Annotated in this window: 19 protein-coding genes and 1 pseudogene; 10 read left to right on the plus strand and 10 right to left on the minus strand. The window is 74.7% G+C overall.

Going from position 1 to position 21,650, the window contains the following annotated elements; all coding sequences use genetic code 11:
• Positions 1-62: 62 nt before the first annotated feature.
• The gene (locus tag ACIRRH_RS17800; RefSeq protein WP_224278254.1) at positions 63-278 is read left to right on the plus strand and encodes a heavy-metal-associated domain-containing protein; all 216 of its coding nucleotides are present in this window, start codon (positions 63-65) and stop codon (positions 276-278) included.
• A 96-nt stretch (positions 279-374) separates the two neighbouring features.
• Here ACIRRH_RS17800 and ACIRRH_RS17805 read toward each other — a convergent pair whose 3' ends face one another.
• Positions 375-938 (minus strand): DinB family protein, encoded by a 564-nt coding sequence (locus ACIRRH_RS17805; RefSeq protein ID WP_403067742.1) that lies wholly within the window; start codon positions 936-938, stop codon positions 375-377.
• A gap of 99 nt (positions 939-1,037) precedes the next feature.
• Between ACIRRH_RS17805 and ACIRRH_RS17810 the strand changes: the two genes are divergently transcribed.
• Positions 1,038-2,009, plus strand: coding sequence for a helix-turn-helix transcriptional regulator (locus ACIRRH_RS17810; protein ID WP_403067744.1), 972 nt, complete (start codon positions 1,038-1,040; stop codon positions 2,007-2,009).
• A gap of 123 nt (positions 2,010-2,132) precedes the next feature.
• Here ACIRRH_RS17810 and ACIRRH_RS17815 read toward each other — a convergent pair whose 3' ends face one another.
• The gene (locus ACIRRH_RS17815; RefSeq protein WP_403067746.1) at positions 2,133-3,467 is read right to left on the minus strand and encodes a PLP-dependent aminotransferase family protein; all 1,335 of its coding nucleotides are present in this window, start codon (positions 3,465-3,467) and stop codon (positions 2,133-2,135) included.
• A 150-nt stretch (positions 3,468-3,617) separates the two neighbouring features.
• Between ACIRRH_RS17815 and ACIRRH_RS17820 the strand changes: the two genes are divergently transcribed.
• Positions 3,618-4,400, plus strand: a complete 783-nt coding sequence (locus ACIRRH_RS17820) for a crotonase/enoyl-CoA hydratase family protein (RefSeq protein ID WP_403067748.1) — start codon at positions 3,618-3,620, stop codon at positions 4,398-4,400.
• A gap of 66 nt (positions 4,401-4,466) precedes the next feature.
• On the plus strand, positions 4,467-5,246 hold the full coding sequence (locus ACIRRH_RS17825; RefSeq protein ID WP_403067750.1) for an N-acetyltransferase: 780 nt from the start codon (positions 4,467-4,469) through the stop codon (positions 5,244-5,246).
• Between the two features lie 278 nt (positions 5,247-5,524).
• Here ACIRRH_RS17825 and ACIRRH_RS17830 read toward each other — a convergent pair whose 3' ends face one another.
• A complete protein-coding gene (locus ACIRRH_RS17830) occupies positions 5,525-6,445 on the minus strand; it encodes a LysR family transcriptional regulator (protein ID WP_403067752.1) in 921 nt (306 codons plus the stop codon).
• A 216-nt stretch (positions 6,446-6,661) separates the two neighbouring features.
• Here ACIRRH_RS17830 and ACIRRH_RS17835 point away from each other — a divergent pair, with 216 nt between their 5' ends.
• Both ACIRRH_RS17835 and ACIRRH_RS17840 read left to right on the plus strand, forming a co-directional pair.
• Complete coding sequence (locus ACIRRH_RS17835; protein ID WP_403067754.1) at positions 6,662-7,246, plus strand: SRPBCC family protein; 585 nt, start codon at positions 6,662-6,664, stop codon at positions 7,244-7,246.
• A gap of 89 nt (positions 7,247-7,335) precedes the next feature.
• Entirely contained in the window at positions 7,336-7,680 is a 345-nt protein-coding gene (locus tag ACIRRH_RS17840; RefSeq protein ID WP_403067756.1) for a hypothetical protein, read from the plus strand.
• A 29-nt stretch (positions 7,681-7,709) separates the two neighbouring features.
• On the opposite strand, the gene ACIRRH_RS17845 is transcribed toward ACIRRH_RS17840, so the two are convergent.
• Positions 7,710-10,058 (minus strand): ABC transporter permease, encoded by a 2,349-nt coding sequence (locus tag ACIRRH_RS17845; protein WP_403067758.1) that lies wholly within the window; start codon positions 10,056-10,058, stop codon positions 7,710-7,712.
• Between ACIRRH_RS17845 and ACIRRH_RS17850 the strand changes: the two genes are divergently transcribed.
• Positions 10,057-10,206 (plus strand): hypothetical protein, encoded by a 150-nt coding sequence (locus tag ACIRRH_RS17850; RefSeq protein WP_403067760.1) that lies wholly within the window; start codon positions 10,057-10,059, stop codon positions 10,204-10,206. The genes ACIRRH_RS17845 and ACIRRH_RS17850 overlap by 2 nt on opposite strands.
• Before the next feature lie 32 nt (positions 10,207-10,238).
• Here the strand turns inward: ACIRRH_RS17850 and ACIRRH_RS17855 are convergent, their stop codons facing one another.
• Together ACIRRH_RS17855 and ACIRRH_RS17860 are read right to left on the minus strand one after the other, a co-directional pair.
• Positions 10,239-10,889, minus strand: a complete 651-nt coding sequence (locus tag ACIRRH_RS17855) for an ankyrin repeat domain-containing protein (RefSeq protein ID WP_403067762.1) — start codon at positions 10,887-10,889, stop codon at positions 10,239-10,241.
• 248 nt (positions 10,890-11,137) lie between these two features.
• Positions 11,138-11,629, minus strand: coding sequence for an HPP family protein (locus ACIRRH_RS17860; RefSeq protein ID WP_403067764.1), 492 nt, complete (start codon positions 11,627-11,629; stop codon positions 11,138-11,140).
• Positions 11,630-11,771: 142 nt separating this feature from the next.
• On the opposite strand from ACIRRH_RS17860, the pseudogene ACIRRH_RS17865 reads away from it, so the two are divergent.
• Positions 11,772-13,035, plus strand: a pseudogene (locus ACIRRH_RS17865) (amidohydrolase).
• 84 nt (positions 13,036-13,119) lie between these two features.
• Here the strand turns inward: ACIRRH_RS17865 and ACIRRH_RS17870 are convergent.
• The 4 genes from ACIRRH_RS17870 to ACIRRH_RS17885 form a co-directional block, all read right to left on the minus strand.
• Positions 13,120-14,034: an immunity 49 family protein gene (locus ACIRRH_RS17870; protein WP_403067766.1), complete on the minus strand. Its 915-nt coding sequence runs from the start codon at positions 14,032-14,034 to the stop codon at positions 13,120-13,122.
• Between the two features lie 91 nt (positions 14,035-14,125).
• Positions 14,126-15,532 carry an erythromycin esterase family protein gene (locus tag ACIRRH_RS17875; protein ID WP_403067769.1) on the minus strand — a complete coding sequence of 469 codons (1,407 nt, stop codon included), beginning with the start codon at positions 15,530-15,532 and terminating at the stop codon, positions 14,126-14,128.
• Between the two features lie 651 nt (positions 15,533-16,183).
• Positions 16,184-17,818, minus strand: coding sequence for an amidohydrolase (locus ACIRRH_RS17880; RefSeq protein WP_403067771.1), 1,635 nt, complete (start codon positions 17,816-17,818; stop codon positions 16,184-16,186).
• A gap of 51 nt (positions 17,819-17,869) precedes the next feature.
• Positions 17,870-18,532 (minus strand): TetR/AcrR family transcriptional regulator, encoded by a 663-nt coding sequence (locus tag ACIRRH_RS17885; RefSeq protein ID WP_403067773.1) that lies wholly within the window; start codon positions 18,530-18,532, stop codon positions 17,870-17,872.
• A gap of 577 nt (positions 18,533-19,109) precedes the next feature.
• On the opposite strand from ACIRRH_RS17885, the gene ACIRRH_RS17890 reads away from it, so the two are divergent.
• Positions 19,110-20,333 carry a glycosyltransferase gene (locus tag ACIRRH_RS17890; protein ID WP_403067776.1) on the plus strand — a complete coding sequence of 408 codons (1,224 nt, stop codon included), beginning with the start codon at positions 19,110-19,112 and terminating at the stop codon, positions 20,331-20,333.
• A 244-nt stretch (positions 20,334-20,577) separates the two neighbouring features.
• Positions 20,578-21,288 (plus strand): DUF6461 domain-containing protein, encoded by a 711-nt coding sequence (locus tag ACIRRH_RS17895; protein WP_403067779.1) that lies wholly within the window; start codon positions 20,578-20,580, stop codon positions 21,286-21,288.
• The last annotated feature ends 362 nt before the right edge of the window (positions 21,289-21,650 follow it).

The following is a 21,650-nucleotide window of genomic DNA, read 5'->3' on the forward strand; positions in this document are numbered from 1 at the left end:
CGTCGGGGCCGGTCCGCCCGGGTCGGCCCCGACCCGTCCGGAACGCCATCGGAGGCGCCGTCATGTCCATCACCGCCGTTTTCACCGTCGACGGCATGAGCTGCGGCCACTGCGAGAAAACGGTCAGTGCCGGGCTGGCCGCCCTGCCGGGCGTCACCGACGTCAGTGCCGACGCACCGAGCGGCCGGGTCACCGTGGCCTCCGCACAGCCGCTGGACGAGGCCCTGGTCCGCAGCGTGGTCGACGGGGCCGGGTTCACCTTCGTCGGGCGGGCCTGAGGGCGGTCCCGGGGTACGGGCGTGAAGGGTCGGGGTGAGGGGGCGCGGGGCCCGTCGGTCGTCGCCGACGCTGCCCCGCTGCCGTGCGGACCGGGCTCAGCCCATGCTCTTCGCGCCGTCCAGGGACTCACGGATGATGTCGGCGTGGCCGGCGTGCTGGGCGGTCTCCGCGGCGACGTGCAGCAGCACCCGGCGGGCCGACCACTCGGCGTCCGCCTCGAACCACGGGGCCTTCGGCAGCGGCTGAGTGGCGTCCAGGTCGGGGAGGGTGGCCACCAGCTCGTCGGTCCGGCGCGCCACCTCGGCGTAGGCCGCGAGGACACCGGCCAGCGTCTCGCCGGGCAGCAGGCGGAACTCGTCCGCGCGGCGGGCGTAGTCCTCCTCGGTGAAGCTGGTGAAGTCGGGCATCGCGGACGGGCCCTGCACGATGAACTCCGCCCAGAGCCGCTCGACGGTGGTCACGTGCTTGATCAGGCCGCCCAGGCACAGTTCGCTCGCACAGGACCGCAGGCCGGCCTGCTCGTCGGTGAGGTCCCGGGTGGTGAAGCGCAGGAAGTGCCGCTGCTTCTCCAGGGCCACCAGGAGGTCGGCGCGCTCGCCGGTGAGGTTCTCGGTGGCGGCGGTGGTGGTGGTGGTCGCGCTGGTGGTCGTGCTGGTCATGGTTCCGGCCCTTCGTTCGGTTCCTGCTCCCTCGGACAAGAACAACGCTACGGGCCATTGCGGTCACTTCCTGTCCTCAATTCCGGGGAGAATCGATGCATGGCGAACACCAGCACCCGAACGCTGCGACTGCTCTCCTTGCTCCAGACCCACCGGTACTGGCCGGGCGAGGAACTGGCCGAACGGCTCGGCGTCTCCGCCCGCACCCTGCGCCGCGACATCGACCGTCTGCGCGAACTCGGCTACCCCGTCGAGGCGCAGCGCGGCGTCGACGGCGGCTACCAGCTGGCGGCAGGCGCGGCGCTGCCGCCGCTGGTCATCGACGACGAGGAGGCGGTGGCCCTCGCGGTGGGCCTGCAAGCGGCCGCCGAAAGCCCGGTGGAGGGGGTCGCGGAGGCCTCGGTGCGGGTGCTGGCGAAAGTGGTCCAGGTGATGCCGGCCCGGCTGCGCCGACGGGTGGAGGCGCTGCGTGCGATGACCGTCCCGGTGGACTGGGGGACGCAGGTGGGCGCGGGTGTCGACCCGGACGCCCTGACGGTGGTGGCGCTCGCCTGCCGGGACGGCGAGCGGGTGCGGTTCTCCTACACGGCCGCCGACGGGCGCGGTACGGAACGGCACGTCGAACCGCACCGGCTGGTCTGCCTGAACCGCCGCTGGTACCTGGTCGCGTACGACCTCGGCCGGGCGGACTGGCGCAGCTTCCGCCTCGACCGCCTCAGCGCCCCGTCCGGCAGTGGCGCACGCTTCGCCCCGCGCACCCTGCCGGCGGCCGACGCGGCGGAGTTCGTCCGCGCGGGCCTCAACGGCATGCCCCGGCCACACCGGGTGGAGGCCCTGATCGAGGCGCCGGCCGACCACGTCCGGGCCCGGGTCGGCCGCTGGGGCACCGTGGAGCCCGTCACCCCGCACCGCTGCCACCTGCGGATGACCGCCGACTCGCTCGACTGGCCCGCCATGGCCCTGGGCTCCCTCGGCGCCGAGTTCCAGGTGCTCGCCCCGGACGCCCTGCGGATTCTCCTCGCGGAATGGAGCGCCCGCTTCGCCCGAGCGGTGACGGAGGACGAGGCGTAGGAAGCCGCCGTCGGGAGCCGCGGCACCCCCGCCTCGCCGGAGCCTGACGTGTGCCGGCCCCGTCATGGCCGGGTGACGGCGGGGGAGTGGGGAGTGGGGAGTGGGGCGTCGGGCGGGGTTCGGTCAGGGGGCGATGGCTTCGAGGGTGGTGCGGAGGTGGGTGAGGACGCTGGGGAGGGTGGGGAGCGGGGGTGTGGCGAGGGCCAGGCGGAGGGCGTTGGGGTGGTGGGGGGTGGTGGCGAAGGCGTCGGCGGTGGAGATCAGGATGCCCTCGGCGGCCAGGGCGGCGGCTGCGTGGTTGGCGCGCTGGTGGGGTTCGAGGGTGAGCCAGACGATGTAGGAGGTGGGGTGGGCGGTGGTGGTCAGGCCCGCCAGGGCGGTGCGGGCGATGGACTGGCGGGCGGCGGCGTCCGTGCGGCGTTCCTGCTCCAGGCGGGCGACCGTGCCGTCGGTGAGCCAGCCGGTGGCGAGGGCGGTGATCAGGCCGGGGGCGCCCCAGGCCGCCGTGCGCAGGCTGGTGGTGGCGGCCCGGAGCAGGTGGTCGGGCAGGACGGCGAAGCCGAACCGCAGGCCCGGTGCGACGCTCTTGGAGAGGCCGGCCACGTAACAGGTGCGTTCGGGGGCGAGGGTGTACAGGGGCGGGGGCGGTGCGGCCTCCAGGAAGGCGTAGGTGCCGTCCTCGATCAGGGTGAAGCCGTGCTCGGCGGCGAGCCGGACGAGGCGCTCGCGCTGCGCCGGGCCGAGCACCCAGCCGAGCGGGTTGTGGACGGTCGGCTGGGTGTACACCGCCCGCACCGGCCGGGTGCGGCAGAGGCGGTCGAGTGCGTCGAGGTCCGGGCCCGCGGCGGTGACCGGGACGGGGGCCGGGTCCAGCCCGTGGGCGGTGGCGAGCAGCTTGATGCCCGGGTAGCCGAGGGCGTCCACGGCGAGGACGTCCCCGGGGCGGGTGAGCGTGCGCAGGACGCAGTCCAGGGCCTGCTGCGCCCCGCTGGTGAGCAGGACGTTCTCGGGGGCGGTGTCGATCCCGCGGTCCAGCAGGTGGGTGGCCACTGCGGCCCGGTCGTGGCGGTGGCCGCCCGGCGGGTGCTGGCGCAGCAGGGCTTCGGCGTCGCCGCAGGAGGCGAGCGCGCGCAGGGCCTGCCGCAGCTGGTCGCCCTGCCCGGGGGCGAGCGGCTGGTTGAAGGAGAGGTCGGCCACCCGGGGAACCGGGAGTGCGCGCGAGGGTTCGAGGCCGTCGTAGCCGGAGCGCAGCCGGACGAAGGTGCCGCGGCCCTGTTCGCCCACCACCAGCCCGGCGGCGGCCAGTTCGGCGTAGACCCGGGTGGCGGTGGCGAGGGCGATCCGCCGTTCGCGGGCGAGGGTGCGGTGGGTCGGCAGCCGGGTGCCGGCCGGGAGCGCGCCGGAGCGGATGGCGGCGGCGTACTCGTCGACGATGGCCTTGTAGGAGGGCCGTCGCACGGATCACCTGCCGTTCCCGGGAGTGGAGGCGCGCTCCGGGGCGTACGGGCGTGCACCGGAGTGTATCCAGGACAATAAGTGGATTGTCCTGGGCGGGTGTTCCTAGCCTCGTCACATCCAGCAGCGAGGCCAGGAACGGAGCACGCGCCCATGACCATCCGCAGCGAGCGGGACCGGCACGTCGTCACCCTCACCATCGACCGGGAGAAGAAGCTCAACGCCCTCGACTACCCGACGATCGACGCACTGCTCGCCGAGCTCGACCGGATCGACGCCGACGACACCGTCCGTGCCGTGATCCTCACCGGCGCCGGGGGGCGGGCGTTCAGTGCCGGAGCCGACATCCCGTCGTTGGCGGCCAGCATCGAGGGCGGGCCCGAGCGGGCGCTGCGCGAGTTCGTCCGGCGCGGGCACACCCTCACCCGGCGGATCGAGGAGTTCCCCAAGCCGGTCATCGTGGCCGTCAACGGCCTCGCGTACGGCGGTGGTTGCGAGATCACCGAGGCCGCACCGCTGGCCGTCGCGGCCGAGCACGCGACCTTCGCCAAGCCCGAGATCACGCTCGGTTTCCCGCCGCCCTTCGGCGGCTCGCAGCGGCTGCCGCGGCACGTCGGCCGCAAGCGCGGCCTGGAGCTGATCCTCACCGGTGACCCCATCCCGGCCGCCCGCGCCGCCGAGATCGGCCTGGTCAACTCGGTCGTCCCGGCGGATGAACTGCTGGACTCGGCGCGGCACCTGGCCGAGCGGATCATCCGGCACGCGCCGACCGCCGTGGCCGCCTGCCTGCGGGCGGTGACCCGGGGCATCAACCTGCCGATCGACGAGGGGCTCGCGGTGGAGGCGGCGGCCTTCGCGGCGACCGTGCCGACCGACGGCGTACGGGACGGGATCCGGCGCTTCCTGGACCGCTCGTCCCCCGCCTCGTCCGCCTGAGGCGCACGGGCTGAGGCGCACGGGAAAGTCGTTGCCCGCAGCGGCCGGGCGAGTGATCATGGCGGGATGTCGGATCTGCTTGCGCGCGTGACCGCCTTCCGTGCCGCCTTCGCCCGTCGCCAGGCGGCGGATATCCGCGAACTTCCGGATTTTCCCGGGGTGTTCGCCGTTCGGGACGCCGAGTTCGTCCGTTCCGAGGAACACAACCAGCTGATCGTCGAGGGCCCGGGCACCGACCCGGCGGTGCTGCCCGAGCTGGCCGCCCGATGGCTGGGGCGGCGCCGCCGCTACTGCATCACGGTGCTGGACCCGGAGTCGGGCGAGCGGGCCGCCCCCGTCCTGGCGGCGGCGGGGTGGGAGCGGGAGAGCGTGGTGACCCTGGCGCGGCCGACGGACGGCTGTGTGCTGCCCGAACCTGCGGCGCTCCCTGTGGAGTTGGGCGAGGTGCGGGAGGCGGTGATGCGCCAGCACCGGGAGTGGAGCGAGGACGAGGAGCTTGCCCGGCAGCTCACCGACCGCCGCACCGCCCGGCTGCGCGGAGCCGAGCGGGTGCAGTTCCTGGCCGCGCGGACGCCGGCCGGCGAGGTCGCGGCCTGGAGCGATCTCTACCTCGAACCGGCCGTCGGGCTCGCCCAGTTGGAGGACGCTGTGACCGGCTCGCAGCACCGCGGTGCGGGGCACGGCGACACCCTGCTCGCCTCCGGCCTGGCGCTGGCGGCCGAGGCCGGCATCCCGCAGCTGTTCCTGCTCGCGGACGCGGTGGACTGGCCGCGCGCGTGGTACGGCCGCCGGGGCTTCGTGGAGATCGGGTGCAGTCATTCCTTCTACGGCTTCTACGGCCGGTGAGCGCCTGAAGCCCGGAGGGGTGGTCGCGATCGCGGGGCCGTGGGCGCGGATCGGCAACCGCCCGAGCACGGCGAGGGACCGGCCCGCCCGCGCGCTGCTCCGGCCGAGGGAACGGGCGGCCGGACCCGGACCGAGCCGGAGCCCGGACCCGCGGGGAGACGGGTGAGCGCGGCGCCGGGCGGGCGCCACCACCTGCGGGCGGCGGGACGGGAAGCGGGTGCGGAGCCTGCGCGATGGTTTCCCCGGCGGACTTCGCCGCACACGGGGAGGTGCGGCGGTCAGGCCGTACCGGACCCGGCGGGCGGTGTGGCCCCGCGGCCGCAGTGGGCGGCGACGGTGTCGGCGAAGGCGCGGGCGAGCGGGAAGAGGTTCTCCCAGTCCCGGACGGCCCAGCCGGCGGTGAGGGCGGGCAGGTCGGGCAGCGGGAGCAGCCGCAGGCCGGGGTGGCCGGGGCCCTGCCACTGCGGGAGGGCGGGGACGACGGCGTGGCCGAGGCCGAGTTCGGCGAGCAGGATCGCGGTGTCCCAGTCCGCGACGCTGGTGTCGAAGACCGGCCGGATGCCCGATTTCCCCAGCCAGGCCTCGACTTGGGAGCGGGAGACGGAGTTCTGCGGCAGCCCGATCAGCCGGGCGTCCTGGAGGTCGGCGGGCGAGATCCGGGCCCGGGTGGCGAGCGGGTCGCCCGCCGCGACGGCGAGCACCCAGGGCAGGTCGACCACCGGCCGCTGGTCGATGCCCCGGGCCGGGACTCCGAGGGTGATCCAGGCGAGGTCGGCCCGGCCGGTGTTGAGCGACTCCAGGCAGCTGCGGCTGGAGACCTCGGTCTGGAACTCCAGACTGACCTGGGGGAAGCGCCGCCGGAAGTCCACCACGGCCGCGGACATGAAGTGCCGGATGCTGGTGGCCCCGGTGGTGATCCGTACGGACCCGCCCTCGCCGCGTGCGAGTTCGGCGATCCGGTGCAGCGCGTGGTCGATGCTGCCGAGCCCGGCGGCGATCGCCGTGCGCAGCAGGCTCCCCGCCTTGGTGGGGACGACCCCGCGCGGGTGGCGTTCGATCAGGGCGAGGCCGACCTCCCGTTCGAGCCGTTTCACGTGCTGGCTGACCGCGGACTGGGTGCAGTTCAGGTCGCGGGCGACGGCGCTGAGCGAGCCGGCCCGGCAGACCGCGGCGAAGACGCGGAGGTCGTCAATGGTCACGGAGATCCAAGGTATCGCTTGGGGGTTTCCCAGTAAATCGGCGGATTGACTTGGGTGTTCCGCGGGATCGATCATCGAACCAGGGCCCAGGGCGGCAACCCGCCCGCTGTCCTCGCGGCGTTCCGGACGCAGTGGCGGGGGCACGGGCGGGTGTCGACCCGCATGGATGTGCAAGAGCGGTGCAAGAGCGGTGACGTACGACGGCGGGGAGTGGGCATGCGGTACGCCGATGGTCCTGGTGCGCAGTGCGAGGTGTTCGTCGCGGCACCGGTGGAGCGGGTGTGGGAGCTGGTGACGGACATCGGCCTGCCCGCCCGGCTCAGTCCGGAGCTCCAGCGGGTCGCCTGGCTGGACGGCGCGGACCGCCCCGCGCTGGGCGCCCGCTTCGAGGGGCACAACAGTCGCGAGAACATGTCCGACTGGCGGACGGTCTCCGAGGTGACGGAGCTGACCGGGCCGACCGACGGGACGGCACCGGCCGAGCCGGGCGCCCGGCGGGTCTTCGCCTGGGGCGCGATGGACGCGGACGGCCGCTACGGCGCGCCGGTGTCCGACCTCACCGGGGCACTGGCCCGGTGGCGCTTCGAGCTGACCCCCGAGGACGGCGGCACCCGGCTGCACCAGTCGGTGGTGATCGGCCCCGGCCGCAGCGGCGCCAGCCTGGTCATCGACGCCAGGCCGGAGCTGGAGGAGAAGATCGTCGAGTTCCGGCTGAACGAGCTGCGCACCGGCATGACGACCACCCTCGAAGGCATCAAGTCGCTGGCCGAGCAGGGGGACCGGGCCCGGCCCGAGCGCTGATCCCGAGCCCGCGAGGCGGGACGGGCCGGGCGACCACCGAGCACGGCACGTCCATCGGGCCGTGCCGTCCGAACGGGAGGAAGGGTGTCATGGCACGTGTGAACTGGGCGGGCTCCGAGGTCATCTGGGTGGGACAGCTCGGTCGGCTGCTCGCCGTGGTGCGAGAGGCGGACGGTGCGCGGATCCTGCACATCGACGACTGGTCCACGGTGGTGGACGACCGGACCGAGATCCACCACCAGGGCGGTGGGCGGCGCCGCCGGCTCACCGTCCGTCAGCCCGGTGAGCAGCCGGTCGTGTTCCGCTACCGGCTGTCGTGGCTGGTTCCGGTGGAGATGTTCCTGGACATCAGCTATGACCGGTGGGTGGACGAGGAGAACGATCCGGGGCTGCTGCTGGTCGATCTGCTGGGCGGAACGGACGACTGGAAGTAGCCGAAGCCCTGATGGGCCGGGAGGCCCGGTCAGCCCGCCACCCGGGCGCCCGGGCGGCGCAGCGCGGCCCGGGCCGGCAGCACGCCGGCGAGCAGGGCCAGGAGCAGGCAGACGCCGACGGTCAGGGCCATGGTCGACCAGGGCAGGGTGAGGTCGACCCGGGTGCCGAGCCTGGCGGAGAGGCCGGAGCGGATGCCGGCCAGGGTGACGACCGCGATCAGCAGGCCGAGCGCGGCGCCGATCCCGACCGCGAGGGTCGACTCGGCGGCGACGATCCGCAGCACCTGCCGACGGGTCGCGCCGGACAGCCGCAGCACCGCGAAGTCCGGGGCCCGCTGGGCAGTGGCCATCAGCAGGGTGTTGGCGACGGCGAGGCAGCTGTAGCCGAGCGACATGCCGATCAGGACGACCAGGAAGATCCGGACCAGGGCGTTGTCCTCGGAGGTGGTGCGGGAGGCGTACTCGGCGCTGCTCAGCGCCTGGGCGCCTAGCGGGGCGAGGGTGGCGGCCGAGGTGGCGTCGGCCGTGTAGACGACCGAGGTGAGTGCCGAGGGGTCGTGCGCCCGGACGGTGCGGGTGGTCAGCAGCACGCTCGCGGTGGCGGAGCCGTCGGTGATCTCGGCGACGACCGTGACGTCCACGGTGCTGCCGTCCTCGAAGGTGACCGGAACGCGGCGGCCGGTGGTCCAGCCCAGCCAGGCGGCGGTGCCGGCCTTGACCACCATGGTGTGTTCGCCCGTCAGGCCGTCCAGGGAGCCGGAGGTGACGGTCATCCGGGTGCGGGCCTTGCGGAACGCGGCCTCGCTCATCCCCACCGCGCCGACGTGGTCGGTGCCGCCGGCGTAGAGCCGGGTGGGCAGCAGCGAGGCGCCACCCGCAACGGCGGCCACGGCGGCGTCGGAGAGCCCGGGCGTGCCCTGCGGGGTGACCACCGAGGCGGCCTCCTGCCGGACGGTCTCGTCCAACGCGTAACCAGTGGCCCGCAGTTGGAACAGCCCGGCGATCAGCACGGCGAAGCCCACGGTGACCAGCACCGGCGCGGCGGTGGAGGCCGTGCGCCGGACGGCGGTCAGCGCGCTCTCCCGGGCCATCGTGACGGTGGCGCCGCGCAGCCCGGCCAGTGGCCGGCAGACCGCGCGGACGATCGGCGGGATCACGGCGGGCGCGAACAGGGTGAGGCCGACGATCAGCGCCATGGCCGCGTACAGGGCGTTGTTGATCATGCTGTCGGACTCGCTGCCGGCGGCGACCACCACCAGCCCCAGCCCGAGCGCGGTGCACACCCCGCCGGCGATCCACCGGCCGCGGGACATCGGGCGGTGTTCGACGGCGGCCTCGCGCAGCGCCTCCAGCGGAGCCGTCCGGGCCGCCCGGCGGGAGGCAGACCAGACCCCGAGCAGCGCGACCACCAGGCCCAGCGCGAAGGAGCCGAGCAGCGGCAGCGCCTGGAACCGTACGGTGAAACCGGCCGGCTCCAGGCCGCCCTCGACCATCAGCGCGCCCAGCGCGGGTGCCAGCAGTGCGCCGAGCAGCACGCCTGCGCCGCCGGCCGCAACGCCCACCGCGAGCGACTCGGCGTACACCATCCGCGCGATCTGACGCGGGGTGGCGCCGACGGTGCGCAGCAGGCCGAACTCGCGCCGTCGCTGGACGACCGCGAAGGCGAAGGTGGAGGCGACCACGAAGACGGAGACGAAGGCGGTCAGCCCGGCCATCGCGGTCAGGATCTGCAGGCCGATCCAGCGGGTCTTCTCGGCGCTCCGGTCCTCCAACGCGGTGAGCGCGGCACCGTGCAGCACCGTCCCGTCGCCGCCCACGGCGGAGGCCGCCGCCGCGGCAACGGCCGGAAGGTCCGCGCCCGGCGCGGTGACCAGGCCGATCGCCCGGACCCCGGGGGCGAGGGACTCGGCGGCGCGGTCGGAGAGGTAGAAGGACGGCGAGTCGACGGTGCCGGACACGGTGTAGCGGTCCGGCCCGGCGGCGGTGAGCAGGGTGACCGGGGAACCGGGCGCCAGCCCCAGCGAGGCGTCCAGCACCACCTGGTGGTCGTCGGCCGGGGCGCTGCCCGCGGTGAGCCGATCGGGGCCGAACGCGGCACCGGACCAGTTGCGGCCGCGCGGCTCCGGGCCCGGGTCGGCGACCGGCCTGCCGTCGATCACGGCCTGGGCGTAGAAGGCGCGGTCCGGCACGGCCCGCGCCACGCCCGGAACGGTGGCCAGGGCCCGCAGCAGTTCCTGCGTGCGCTCCCGGGACCAGGGCCGGCCCGGGGTGAAGGTGCCGTCCGACTGGTCGACAGTGGGGCTCTGCACCACGACCCGGGTGCCGGCGTAGCGCCGGGGCACGTCCGGTTCGGCGGAGGCGAGCACCAGGGCGGTCATGGCCAGGATTGTCACGCCCAGGCCGAGCGCGACGAAGGTGCCGAGGAAGGACGCCCAGCGGGCGCGGACGGTGGCGAGGCTCGACCTGCCGCAGGCCCCGGACGACCACCGCCGGGTGCTGGCGGTGCTGACGTACCTGGGGTCCTGAGGGCGTTGCGGTTGCGCGGTCCTGCCGTGGCTTCAGCCGGCGTCGGCCGTACCGGAGTTGCGGGCGGCCTCTTCCTCCGCCGTGCGCAGTGCCTCGGCGATGGCGCGGAAGCCGCGGCGCCCGGCGTGGGTGCGGGCGGTGACGCCGTCGGCGTCGGCGAGGTACGGGTCGGCGCCGTGGGCGAGCAGGATGTCGACGATCTCGCGGTGGGCCGGGCCGCCGTCGCCGAGGAGGACGGCTTCGAGCAGGGCCGTCCAGCCGAGGTCGTTGACGTGGTCGACGTCGATCGCGGTCTCGGCGAGGACCGCGCGGACGTAGGCGACGTGGCCGCGTTCGGCGGCGGGGATGACCGACACCCCGCCGTAGCGGTTGCGGCGGGTGAGGTCCGGGCCGCCGGGGAGCAGGGCGCGCAGCATCGGGACGCTGCCGGTGATGCCGGTGACCAGCCAGGGGCTGTTCAGCTGGGGGTCCTGCGCGTTGACGTCCGCACCGGCCTCGACCAGCAGCCGGGCGACGGCGACCCGGTCGGCGAAGGCGGCCCGCAGCAGCGGGGTGCGGCCCTCGGCGTCGCGGGCCTCGACGGTCGCGCCCGCGGTCAGGGCCGCGCGGACGGCGTCGAGGTCGCCGCGGTCGGCGGCGTCCAGCAGGGCCTGATCGGCGGGGGAGAGCGGACGGGCGGTCATGGCGGGGACTCCTCGGCGGGGTGGGCGGACTGCGTGATGCTCCCAGCCTGCCGTCGCGGGCGTACGGCGGCGTCGGCGGGGCGGTCGCCCTTGGCCGGCGGAGCGGATGACGGTCGGGTCATCCGATCGGATGACCCGACCGTCGGCGTTCAGCAGGAGAGTGGAGTGGACAGCAGGTCACCACGGCGTCGCCGGTCGCCAGGGTGTTCCCTGTCGGCAGGGCGTGGTCGGTCGCCGGGGCGCCGCCGTCACCAGGACACCGGGTAGCGGACCGGATGCCCGCCGATCCGGCCGGGCAGCAGGCCGATGGCGACCAGCAGCCCGGCGGCCAGCACGAGGAGCGGGAGGAAGGGCACGGGGTGCGGCGCCTGCAGGACCACGATCACGGCGGTGGCCACGGCCGGGGAGTGCGAGAGGTGGGTGAGCATCATCGCGCCCAGTGAGAGTCCGGCGGCGACGGCCGCGCCCCAGGCGGTGCTGCCGGTGACGGCCAGGGTGGCGAAGCCGATCAGGGCCGACATCAGCTGACCGCCGATCAGGTTGCGCGGCTGCGAGATCGGCAGCCCGGGTGCGCCGTGCACCAGCGCGGCGCTGGCGGCCAACGGCGGGATCAGCAGCGGTTGGTCGAGCAGTACGCCCACCCCGACCAGCAGGAGCAGGGCGCCGATGGCGAAGACGGTGGCCCGCAGGGCATGCAGCGGGTGCGGTCCGGGCGTGACGGCGGGCGGTGGCGTGGGCATGCGTGAGCGACTCCGGACGGGGGACGGGAACCCGGAGATGATAAACAGACTGTTGAATGAAAGGTAGGACGTTTTGCCTGTCGGACAGATTCCGTCCACGGAGCCGGATCACCCCGGGAACCAGAGCGAGAGCGAGCACCCCATGACCACGCCTTCCGGCGTCACGCGATCCGATGCCACTCCTTCCGCCACCGTGCCGTCCGTCACGGTCTTCCGGGACGTCCGTCCGTACGGCGCCGACCGGGCCGTCGACCTGATCGCCGTGGACGGCCTGCTGGCCGAGCGGGTGCCGGACGGGGTGGTGCCGGAGGTGGTCGAGGGCGGCGGCCGGATCGTGCTGCCCACCCTGGTGGACGCGCACATCCACCCGGACAAGACCGCCTGGGGCGAGCCCTGGTACAGCCGCCGCCCGGCCGGCTCGCTGCCCGAGTACGTGCAGGGCGACGTCGACCTCCACCGGCACCAGCGCACCCCCGCTCGCCGACCGCGCCCACCGGCTGCTGAGCCACGCCGTGACGCGCGGCACCCGCGCGGTGCGGGCCCACGTGGACGTGGCGCCGGCGTACGGGCTGGCCGGGGTGACCGGGCTCGCCGAGGTGCGCGAGCGGCTGGCCGGCGTGCTGGACGTCCAGCTGGTGGCCTTCCCGCAGCACGGGGTCCGGCGGATGCCCGGCGCGGGCGCGCTGCTCGCGGAGGCGGCGGCGAGCGGGCTGGTCGACGCCATCGGCGGGATCGACCCGGCGGGCTTCGACGGCGCCCCGGCCGGGGGTTCCGCGGGCGAGGGGCCCGCCCAGCTGGAGCTGTTGTTCGGTCTGGCCGAGCAGCACGGACTGCGCCTCGACATCCACCTGCACGACCGGGGCGAGCGCGGCCTCGGCCCGCTGCGCGACATCGCCGCGCGGACCAGGGCGGCCGGACTGGCCGGGCGGGTGGTCGTCAGCCACGCCTTCTGCGTCCCCGAGCTGACCGGCGACCCGCTCGCCGACCTCGCGGCCGAGCTGGCCGAGTCCGGCGTCGGCCTCACCACCGTGGCGCCCTCGGCCCACCAGGTGCTGCCGTTCCGTGAGCTGCGGGCGCACGGGGTGCGGGTCGGGCTCGGCTCGGACGGCGTGCGCGACTCGTGGAGCCCGTACGGCAACGCCGACATGCTGCACCGCGCCCACCTGCTCGGCTGGACCACCGACGCCCGCACCGACGAACAGCTGGCCGACTGCTTCGCCCTGGCGGCCGACGGCGGCGCCGAACTGCTGGACCTGCCGGCCGCCACCCTGAAGCCGGGCTCGCCCGCCGACTTCATGCTGGTGACGGGCGAGTGCCTGCCGCAGGTGGTGATCGACCTGCCGGCGCGTGAACTGGTGGTCCGCGCGGGCCGGGTGGTGGCGCGGGACGGACGGTTCACGGGCTGAGCGTCGCCGCGGGGCGGTGCCGGCCGCCGAGGGCCGCCGCGGGGGCGGCGTGGGTCGGTGCGGGCACGTCGGTCCGAGGATCGATCAGCCCGTGCCGACCAGCGTCGCCGGGAGGTAGCCGGAGGATATGCCCAGCTCCCACCCGTGTGCCTGGACCGCGAGGGCGGCGAGGGCGATCGGGACGACCGGGAGCAGGGTGCGGGGCCAGGCCGTCGCGGGCGTGCTGTCGCGGTGGAGGACGAGGCGGTCGGCGAGCGCCTCCTCGAAGGCGGCCCGGTCGTCCTCCAGCAGGACCCGCAGCAGCCGCTGGTCCGGGCTCAGCCCGCCGGGCGTCGCCCCGCCCGCGGCGTCCAGGCCCCGGGCGGCGGCCGCGCGCTCGTCGGTGTCCGGCTTGCGGAGCGGGACGGGGCCGGGGGCGATCCACGGCGACCGCTCCGTCTCCACGACGAAGAGGTACGAGCCGAGGGCCGCCACCGCGGCCAGGTCCGCGGGCTCGGAGACGGACGCCAGGTCCGAGTGGGGCAGGCCCTCGCGGACCGCGGGCGCGTAGTCCTCGACGAGCAGCGGGCCGAGCATGCGCTCGCGGTGCGGGAGCAGACCGCCGATCAGGCACATCGCGAAGGCCTCCACCCAGGTCGCGGCCGTGGGCGCGAAGTCCACGACGGCACCGAAGCGGACGTCCTCGCTGTCCAGCGTCCTGCCGATGTACGGGAAGGGGACGTCGAAGTCGCCCCGGGGGAAGCAGCCGAGCTGGAGCACGCCGAGGGCGCACTCGGCCGCCGTCCGCAGGGCCGCGCGGGCGTCGGCCCCGGTGAGGCCCCCGTCCTCCAGGGAGAGGGCGGCGACGTGGTCGAGCAGCTCCTCGCCCATCGCGCGGACGGACCCGATGGTCAGGTCGTCCTCCAGGTCGTACCAGTGACCGAGCGCCCGGCCGCGGACGTCCCCCAGGGCGTCGCGGATCCGCTGCCGGACCACGGTGTGGCGCGTCACTTCCCGCACGTGCTGGTGCCTCCCCCGTCGGTGGTGCGGCCCGTCCTGCCGCGAACCGTTGCTGACGGAGAGGCACGCTAGCAGCGACCACTGACGACGCTCAGAGACGGCGGGCCGCGCTGGTCCCGTGGAGGTGGATCAGCGCGTCGTAGGCCGGGCCGATCGCCAGCCGCGGCAGCGGGTCGCTGCGGAACTCCGTCCCGGCGTCGTAGGTCGGGCGGGCGGTGTCCAGCCAGGCGCGGCCGGCCGGCGGGGCGGAGCGCAGGTCGACGTAGTAGTCGCCGGGGCGGACCCGGTCGAGGACGTACTCGTTCATGCCGGCGGTGGCCGGGGGAACGGTGACCGTCTTCCAGTCGGGGGCGAACGGCGAGTCCTTGGTGAGGAACGAGCCGCGGCCGAAGGTGAAACCGATGGCGACGTAGCCCGCGCCGAGGGCGTCGCGCAGGTACTCGCCCTGGGTCCTGGGGTAGAGCTCGGGGTCGCTGCTCCGGTACCCGACATGGCCGTTGTGCGCGGACAGCAGCACCTTCCCGCCGGTACGGCGCTGCCACCAGAGGGTGTTGTCGGTCATCGCCCGGTCGCGGAGGTTCTGCATCGCGGCCACGTCGGCGGTGTCCTCCAGGTTCACGGCGCTGAAGGCGAAGGTCAGGGCGATGCTCCGGGCGTTCTGCACCGCCCACGCGTACGCCTCGCCGTCCTCGCCCCCGGCGGCGGTGACCAGCTCCAGTGTCTGCTGCGCCACGGCGGCGTTCCGCCGCCGTTCGGCGAGCGGCCGCGTGGTGATGTAGCCGATGGCGTCGTCGAACGGGCGCAGGCCGGCGTACAGCTGCTCCAGCCGCGGAAGCGACCCGGGAGCGGCCTCGCGCACGTAGGCGGTCACCCGGTCGAAGAGCTGGTCGCCGATGGCCGGGAAGTCCAGGTCGTCGCCGAGGAAGTGGACCGGGCGCAGCGGGTGTGCACGGTTGTGGTCGCGCATCCAGTCGATCAGGTCGGCGAACTCCTGGCGCTCCCAGGGCGAGGTGCCCATCGTGTCCTTCACCAGCTGCCGGGCGTCGCCGCCGGTGCGGCCCTGGACGTAGTCGTCGATCCGCAGGCCGGCGGACCAACTCGTCTCCAGGGCGAAGGTGGTGAATCCCTTCTCCTCGACGAGGTGGCGCAGCACCCGCTGCTTCATGGTGAAGAACTCGTGCGCGCCGTGGGTGGCCTCGCCGAGCCCCACCACCGTGGCGTCGCCGATCATCGCGCCCAGCGGCCGCAGGTCGGTGGTCCGGCCGGTCGGTTCGGTGGACCTCAAGGGGTGTGCGAGAGCGCTCAGTTCGCGTACCACAGTGGAGGTCTGGCTGTCCGTCCGGTCCGACCGGTTCGCGCTCTCCGGCTGGTCGGCGTTTCCCGGCTGGTCCGCGCGGGCCGCAGGGGCGAGCAGGGTGGTGGTCACGGCGGCCGCGGTGGCGGTCAGCAGGGCGCGTCGGTCCATGCGCCTGTCGCGCTCCTCGCTGCGTGCGGTCATGTCGGGCTGCTCCTCGGTTCGTCGAACCGCCGATCCTCGAAGCGTCGATTCGACGATTCGGAAAGCCGGTTCGATGGGTGCGATCGGTTCACCGACGAAGGCCGGCCGAAGAATCGTCGATCACCGAGGTGCGGCGACGCGCTGGGGAGAGCCACCGGATCCAGCAGGGGGACAACCCCCGGGCGGTCCCGCGCTTCCGGCCGGTGGATCGGAGCGCGGGACCACCGTACGGAAAACGGAAACGGAGTACAACGGAATGCGGGGGCCGGGCGGTTCAGGACGAATGGACGAACTGCTGGTAGCAGGCGACGTCGTACCGGGACGGCGCGCCGGCGTTGCTGTACGCCGGCCGCCAGGAAGTTCCGGCAGGTCCGGTTCGGCGGCCCCGGCTGGTTCGGGGTGGGGTTCGCGAACGCGGCGGACGCGCCACCCAGGCGGAGGAGCCCGGCGAGCAGCCCGGTGGCTGCGGTGCGGAGCGTCGTGCCTTCCTCGGTCGGGCACGTGCGCCGGACCGGGAGGCCTCGCGCCCCCCGTCCAGGGGTACGGGGTGGGCCGCCCGGCGTTCAGGCCGTGTGTCGGGGTCGTGCCGTCGGGCCGGTGGTGCGATACGGGCCGGTGGAGTGACCCGGTCCGGTGCGGGTCGTGGCCCGTTCAGAGCGAGTCGCAGCGGTGGGTGGGGCGGCCGTCCAGGACGGTCAGCAGGACGGGGAGGTCCGCCAGTTCGGTGGCCGGGGTGGTGAGCGGGTCGGCGGCGAACACGGTGAGGTCCGCGCGGTGGCCGACGGTGATCCTGCCCGCCAGCTGCTCCTCGCCGGCCGCGTGGGCGGCGTTGGCGGTCATCGTCAGCAGCGCCTCTGCGGCGGTGAGCGCCTGGCCGGGGTTGTGCGGGGCCTGGCTCAGGTCGCGGGTGGGACGGCGGTGGCGGGCGCCCGCCATGACGCCCAGCGGCGGGTAGGGGGCGATCGGCCAGTCCGAGCCGAGGACGACGGTGGCGCCCGCGTCCCAGAGGTCCCGGCAGCGCCAGGCGCGGTCGGCCCGCTCCTCGCCGAGGCGGCGGGACCAGTTGTCGGTGTGGTCGGCCCGGGTGAAGTCGCAGCAGTGGGTGGGCTGCATGGAGGCGACCACGCCGAGCTCGGCGAATCGCCGGACGAGTGGGTCCGGAACGGTCTCGATGTGCTCGATCCGGTGCCGGACGGGGGACGCCCCGTGCGGCGTGCCCTCGCTCGCCGCCTTCTCGATCGAGTCGAGCGCGTGCCGGACGGCGGCGTCGCCGATCGCGTGGGTGGCGGTCGGAACCCCGGAGCGGTGCAGCTCCTGGATGACGTGGGTGTAGTGCGCCGGGTCCGGCCACAGGGCGTGGGTGGAATCACCGTGGCAGTCCGGGCGCTCCAGCCAGGCGGTGCCGTTGTCGATCGTGCCGTCCATGAACAGCTTGACGCCGTCCACCCGCCAGAGCCGACCGCCTCGGCCCTGCTGCTCGACCAGTGCGCGCAGCCCGTCCGCGTCCACGCCGGGCCGGCACCAGGGGGCGACGCGCAGCCGCAGCGGCAGCCGGCCGGCCTCGTCCAGTTCGGTGTAGAGGTCCAGGCTGTCGCCGTCGGCGTCCATCGCGTGGCCGCCGGTGAGGCCGTGGGCGGCCATGGCGCGCAGGGCGGCGGCGAGGCGGTCGCGGCGCTCGGCGCGGGTGGGCCGAGGGGCGGCGCGCTCGACCAGCTCGCACGCGGCGTCCTCCAGCAGCAGGCCGGTGGGGCGGCCGTCGGCGTCGCAGACCACCTCGGCGGTCCGGTCGAAGCTGCGCGGGCCGTCCACTCCGGCCAGCTCCAGGGCGCGCGGGCTGGCGAGCACGGAGTGGGCGTCGAAGAGCTGGAGCAGCGCCGGGATGTCGTCCAGGACGGGCGCGAGGGCGGCGGACTCCACCGGATGGTCGCCGAAGACGTTCGGGTCCAGGCCCCAGGCGTGCAGCCAGGCGCCGGGGGAGAGGCGTCCGGCCTCGGAGGCGAGGGCGGCGCGGACCTTGGCCAGGTCGGTGCAGCCGGAGAGGTCCAGGCCGTGGGTGAGCTCGGCACCGGCGGCCGGGTGCAGGTGTCCGTCCACCAGGCCGGGGGTGACCACGGCGCCCTTGAGGTCGATCACCGTGGTCGCGGGGTCGGCGAGTCCGCGGATGGTGCGGTCGTCGCCGAGGGCGGCGATCCGGCCGTCCACGACGGCGAGGGCGGTCTGCGGGAGGAAGCCCCCGGAGGCGGGGTCCAGCAGACGGGCGGAGAGGAGGACCAGGGAGGTGCGCACTTCGGCTCCAGCGGTGCGTGGTGGGGGCGTGGCGTGTCTGTGGGGCAGCGGTCAGGACTGCTCGGTGGCGGGGGGTTCGGGTGCGTCCGTGGGGTTCAGCGCACCCTCGGCCAGGCCCAGTTCGCGTTCGGCGGTGGCGGCGGCGAGCCGGGTGACGGCGGAGGGGCGGTCGCGCAGGCCGGTGTTGGCGTGGACGGCCAGGCCGTCGATCACGACGAGGATGTGAACTGCCGTCAGCACCGGGTCCTCGGTGCGGAATTCGCCCCGCTCGACCCCGGCGGCGATGACGCCGACGAGCCGGCCGCGCCGGCCGGTCTCCTGGTCGAGCACGTGGTCGCGCAGGCCGGGCCGGTAGCGGCTGAGGTGGCGGGCGTTGAGCCAGAGCCGGCTCATGTCGTCGTAGGACGGGCCGGTGGTGCGGGCGAGGAAGCGGGCCAGGTGCCTCAGCGGGGACCCGTCCTGCGGGTCGGCGGGCAGCAGCGCCTCCAGTTCCGCGGTGGCGGCGCTGCCGAAGGCCTCGGCGACGAGGCCCTCGACAGCGGGGAAGTAGTGGCTGATCAGACCCGGCCGGACGTCGAGCTGCTCGGCGATCCGGCGCAGGGTGACGCACTCCAGGCCCTCGGTGAGGGCGACCTCGGCCGCGGCGCCGACGATGTCCGCCCGGCGGTCCTCGGGGGACTTGCGAACCCTCTTGCGCTGAACGCTTGACGGCATGCGCCGGATGCTATTGAGGGTGCCACCAATAAGCAAGCAGGTGGGCACGAACCCCACGGAGGGCCCAAGGAACGGGGCGGCCGCGTCGAGGCGCACGGCATCGACCACATCCCCGAGACCGAGCGGCGCGGGCGCGGCGCCGCAGGGTGCGTTGCGCGCCGGCCGTCCGCTGACAGCGGGCGGCCTGGCCGGGACCAGGAGTCCCGGAGGTGGTTCGCCGGATTGGGCTGCCTGCGGCAGATGGCTCGGGGTGGAAAGCAACCGGGCCGACGGTCTCTCGTGCGCGTGGCCCGGAGTGGCCGTCGGGGCCGCGGCAGGCCGCCCGGCGGTAGGGGTGTGCGGAGCGGGCGGCGCCCGGCGGATCAGCCGGGGCAGGCGGGGTTCCGGGGTCGGATCGCTCCGGTGCGGCAGGTTCGGTGTGAGCGGGTGGGACCGGGCGGCCAATGGAAACGGCAAGGAGAACCAATCCCCTTGCCACTGTCAAGCTATAGCGTGCCCCGGGGCTTGCGGCAAGCCCCCCGTTGTGCCGCAGAATCCCGGCCGTAAGGCCATGACCTGCGGAAACGGGAGTCGTGAAATGCGCGTGTTGATGACGACGTGGGGATCGCGCGGAGATGTCGAGCCGTTGGCGGCGCTGCGGGGGCTCGGTGCGGAGGTACGGGTGTGTGCGCCGCCCGACGAGGAGTTCGCGGACCTGCTGGCGCGGGTCGGGGTGCCGCTGGTGCCGCTCGGTCCGTCGGTGCACTCGGTGGTCGCCGGTCCGAAACCTCCGACGGCCGAGGCCGCGTTCCGGCTCGCCCGCGAGCTGGTCGCCGCACGGTTCGAGACGCTGACCGCGGTGGCCGAGGGCTGCGATGTGCTGCTGGCGACCGGCCTGATGCCGGCCGGGGCGCGGGACGTCGCCGAGAAGCTGGGCCTCCACTACGTGTTGGCCTGCTTCCACATCTTCGGACTGCCCTCGCGGCACTTCCGGCCCGGGCGGCGGCCCGGGACGCCGTCCCCACAGGACGAGACCGACTACCGGAAACTGTGGGAGCAGGACGCCCAGCGGGTGAACGGGCTGTACGGGGACGCGCTCAACAGCCACCGCGCGGCGGTCGGCCTGCCGCCGGTGGAGAACGTCCGCGACCACGTCTTCACCGAGCGGCCGTGGCTGGCGGCGGACCCGACGCTGTGCCCGTCGGATGGCAGGACGGAGCTCGACCTGGTGCCGACCGGGGCGTGGATCCTGCCCGACGACCGTCCGCTCCCGGCTGACCTGGAGGCGTTCCTGGCCGCCGGTGAACCGCCCGTGTACGTCGGCTTCGGCAGCATGGCCGCATACGCACCGGAGGGCATCGCGCGGGTGGCCGTCGAAACGAGCCGGGCGCACGGCCGCCGCGTGCTCCTCGCCCGCGGCTGGGCCGGACTCGCCCCGATCGACGACCGCGAGGACTGCCACGTCGTCGGCGAGGTGAACCAGCAGGCCCTGTTCCGCAGGGTGGCCGCCGTCGTCCACCACGGCGGCGCGGGCACCACGACGACCGCGGCCGTGGCGGGCGTACCCCAGGTGGTCGTCCCCCGGATCGCGGACCAGCCGTACTGGGCCGCCCGGGTGGCCGAGTTGGGCATCGGCGCGGCCCACCTCGACCTCACGCCGACCGTCGACTCGCTCTCCGCCGCGCTCGCCACGGCCCTGGCGCCCGAGACCCGTGTCCGGGCGAAGGCTGTGGCCGGCAGTATCCGCACCGACGGGGCGACGGTGGCCGCGAAGCTGCTGTTCGAAGCGGTGGGCCAGGAGGTGTCGACCGTTTCCGGATGAGTCGTGCGGCGTCGGCGTCGGCGTTGACGCCAGCGTCGGTGCAGGTGCCGGGCGAATGGCGGCGCGGGCCGGGTGTGTTCGGTTCCGGATCAGCCTCCTTCCGATCGATCAGGGGTGGTTGTCGGCCCGCGCGGGGCCGGTTCCGGCACCGATCCGGCGACCGGTCTCCGGCTGTCGGCCGGGTCGGTTAGGGTGCCGACCGGCGCGCCCGGTCACCACAGGCCACGCGCGAGGGGAGGGCGGCATGACCGACGGCACACACGACGGAGTGGGGCAGGACGGCGACGGCATCCAGTGGCTCGCGGAGCTCGGCGGGCCGGGCGCCGGCCGATCGTCAACGGGCGGCCGCGACATGGACGGTGAGCTCGGCGGTGTCGTTTTCGCCCGGGGGATCGCGCCCGAGGAGCTCGCCCGCCGGATGGGTGCCGACCCGGCCACCGCGACCCGGCCGATCAGCGACACCGAGATCCGGGACCTGGACATCGAGGTCTACCGCCCGGGTGGCGACGGCGACGGCGTGATCCGGGTCGGTGCGTGCGCAGGCTGGTCGTTCGCGATCGAGTACGGCGACTCCACCGGTGGTGAGCTGCTCACCGAGATAGCGCGCGACGGCGTCGAGGTGGTGCACTTCCGCGCGATGCCGGAACAGCGGCAGGCCCTGCTCGACTACGCCCGGGACGGCGCCGTGCTGTGCGGCTTCGGCCTCGGCGAGGAGCGCTGGCGTTGGGGCCAGGAGCCGGACCTGTTGGTGCCGGACCTGGTCGCCGCCGGCGTCCTGGAGGCCGACGGCGTGACCTCCTGCGACCCCGGGCGGCAGGCCGACGGGGCCGCCCGACGCCGCACCCTCGGCGCCGTCGAGCGGTGCTTCGGACTGAGCCTGCCCCGCGCAGCCCTCGGCGGGCTGCGCCTGCCGGCGTACGCGGTGCGGGGAACCCCGGGCATGGCGCTGCGCTGAGGGGATGCGTCGGCGACGCGTGGCGTGCAGGGCGCCGACGCGGGCCCAGGGGGAGACGCAGAAGGCAGCGGACAGGGCGAAGCGCAGGACCGGGAACGACAGGAAAAGGCACGACAGGACCGGGAGCAGCAGGAACAGGGCGGTCACGGCAGGGCTCCTTCCCGGGCCCCACCGGCGGGGCCCCGATGGCCGTCATCCTTGCGCGCCGCCAGTCCGTCGCACAGGTGCCGATCGGGAGGTTCCCGGGCCGCGATCGCCGTCGCCACCCTGCCGATCGGCAGGGTGGCGACGGAACACGGCAGTGGAGACGTGTCCCACCGTCACCGTGAGGCTCCGCAACCGGGCTGCGCGGATCGGCCCCT

It is taken from the genome of Kitasatospora sp. NPDC101235 (assembly GCF_044767505.1).
Classification (GTDB): Bacteria; Actinomycetota; Actinomycetes; order Streptomycetales; family Streptomycetaceae; genus Kitasatospora.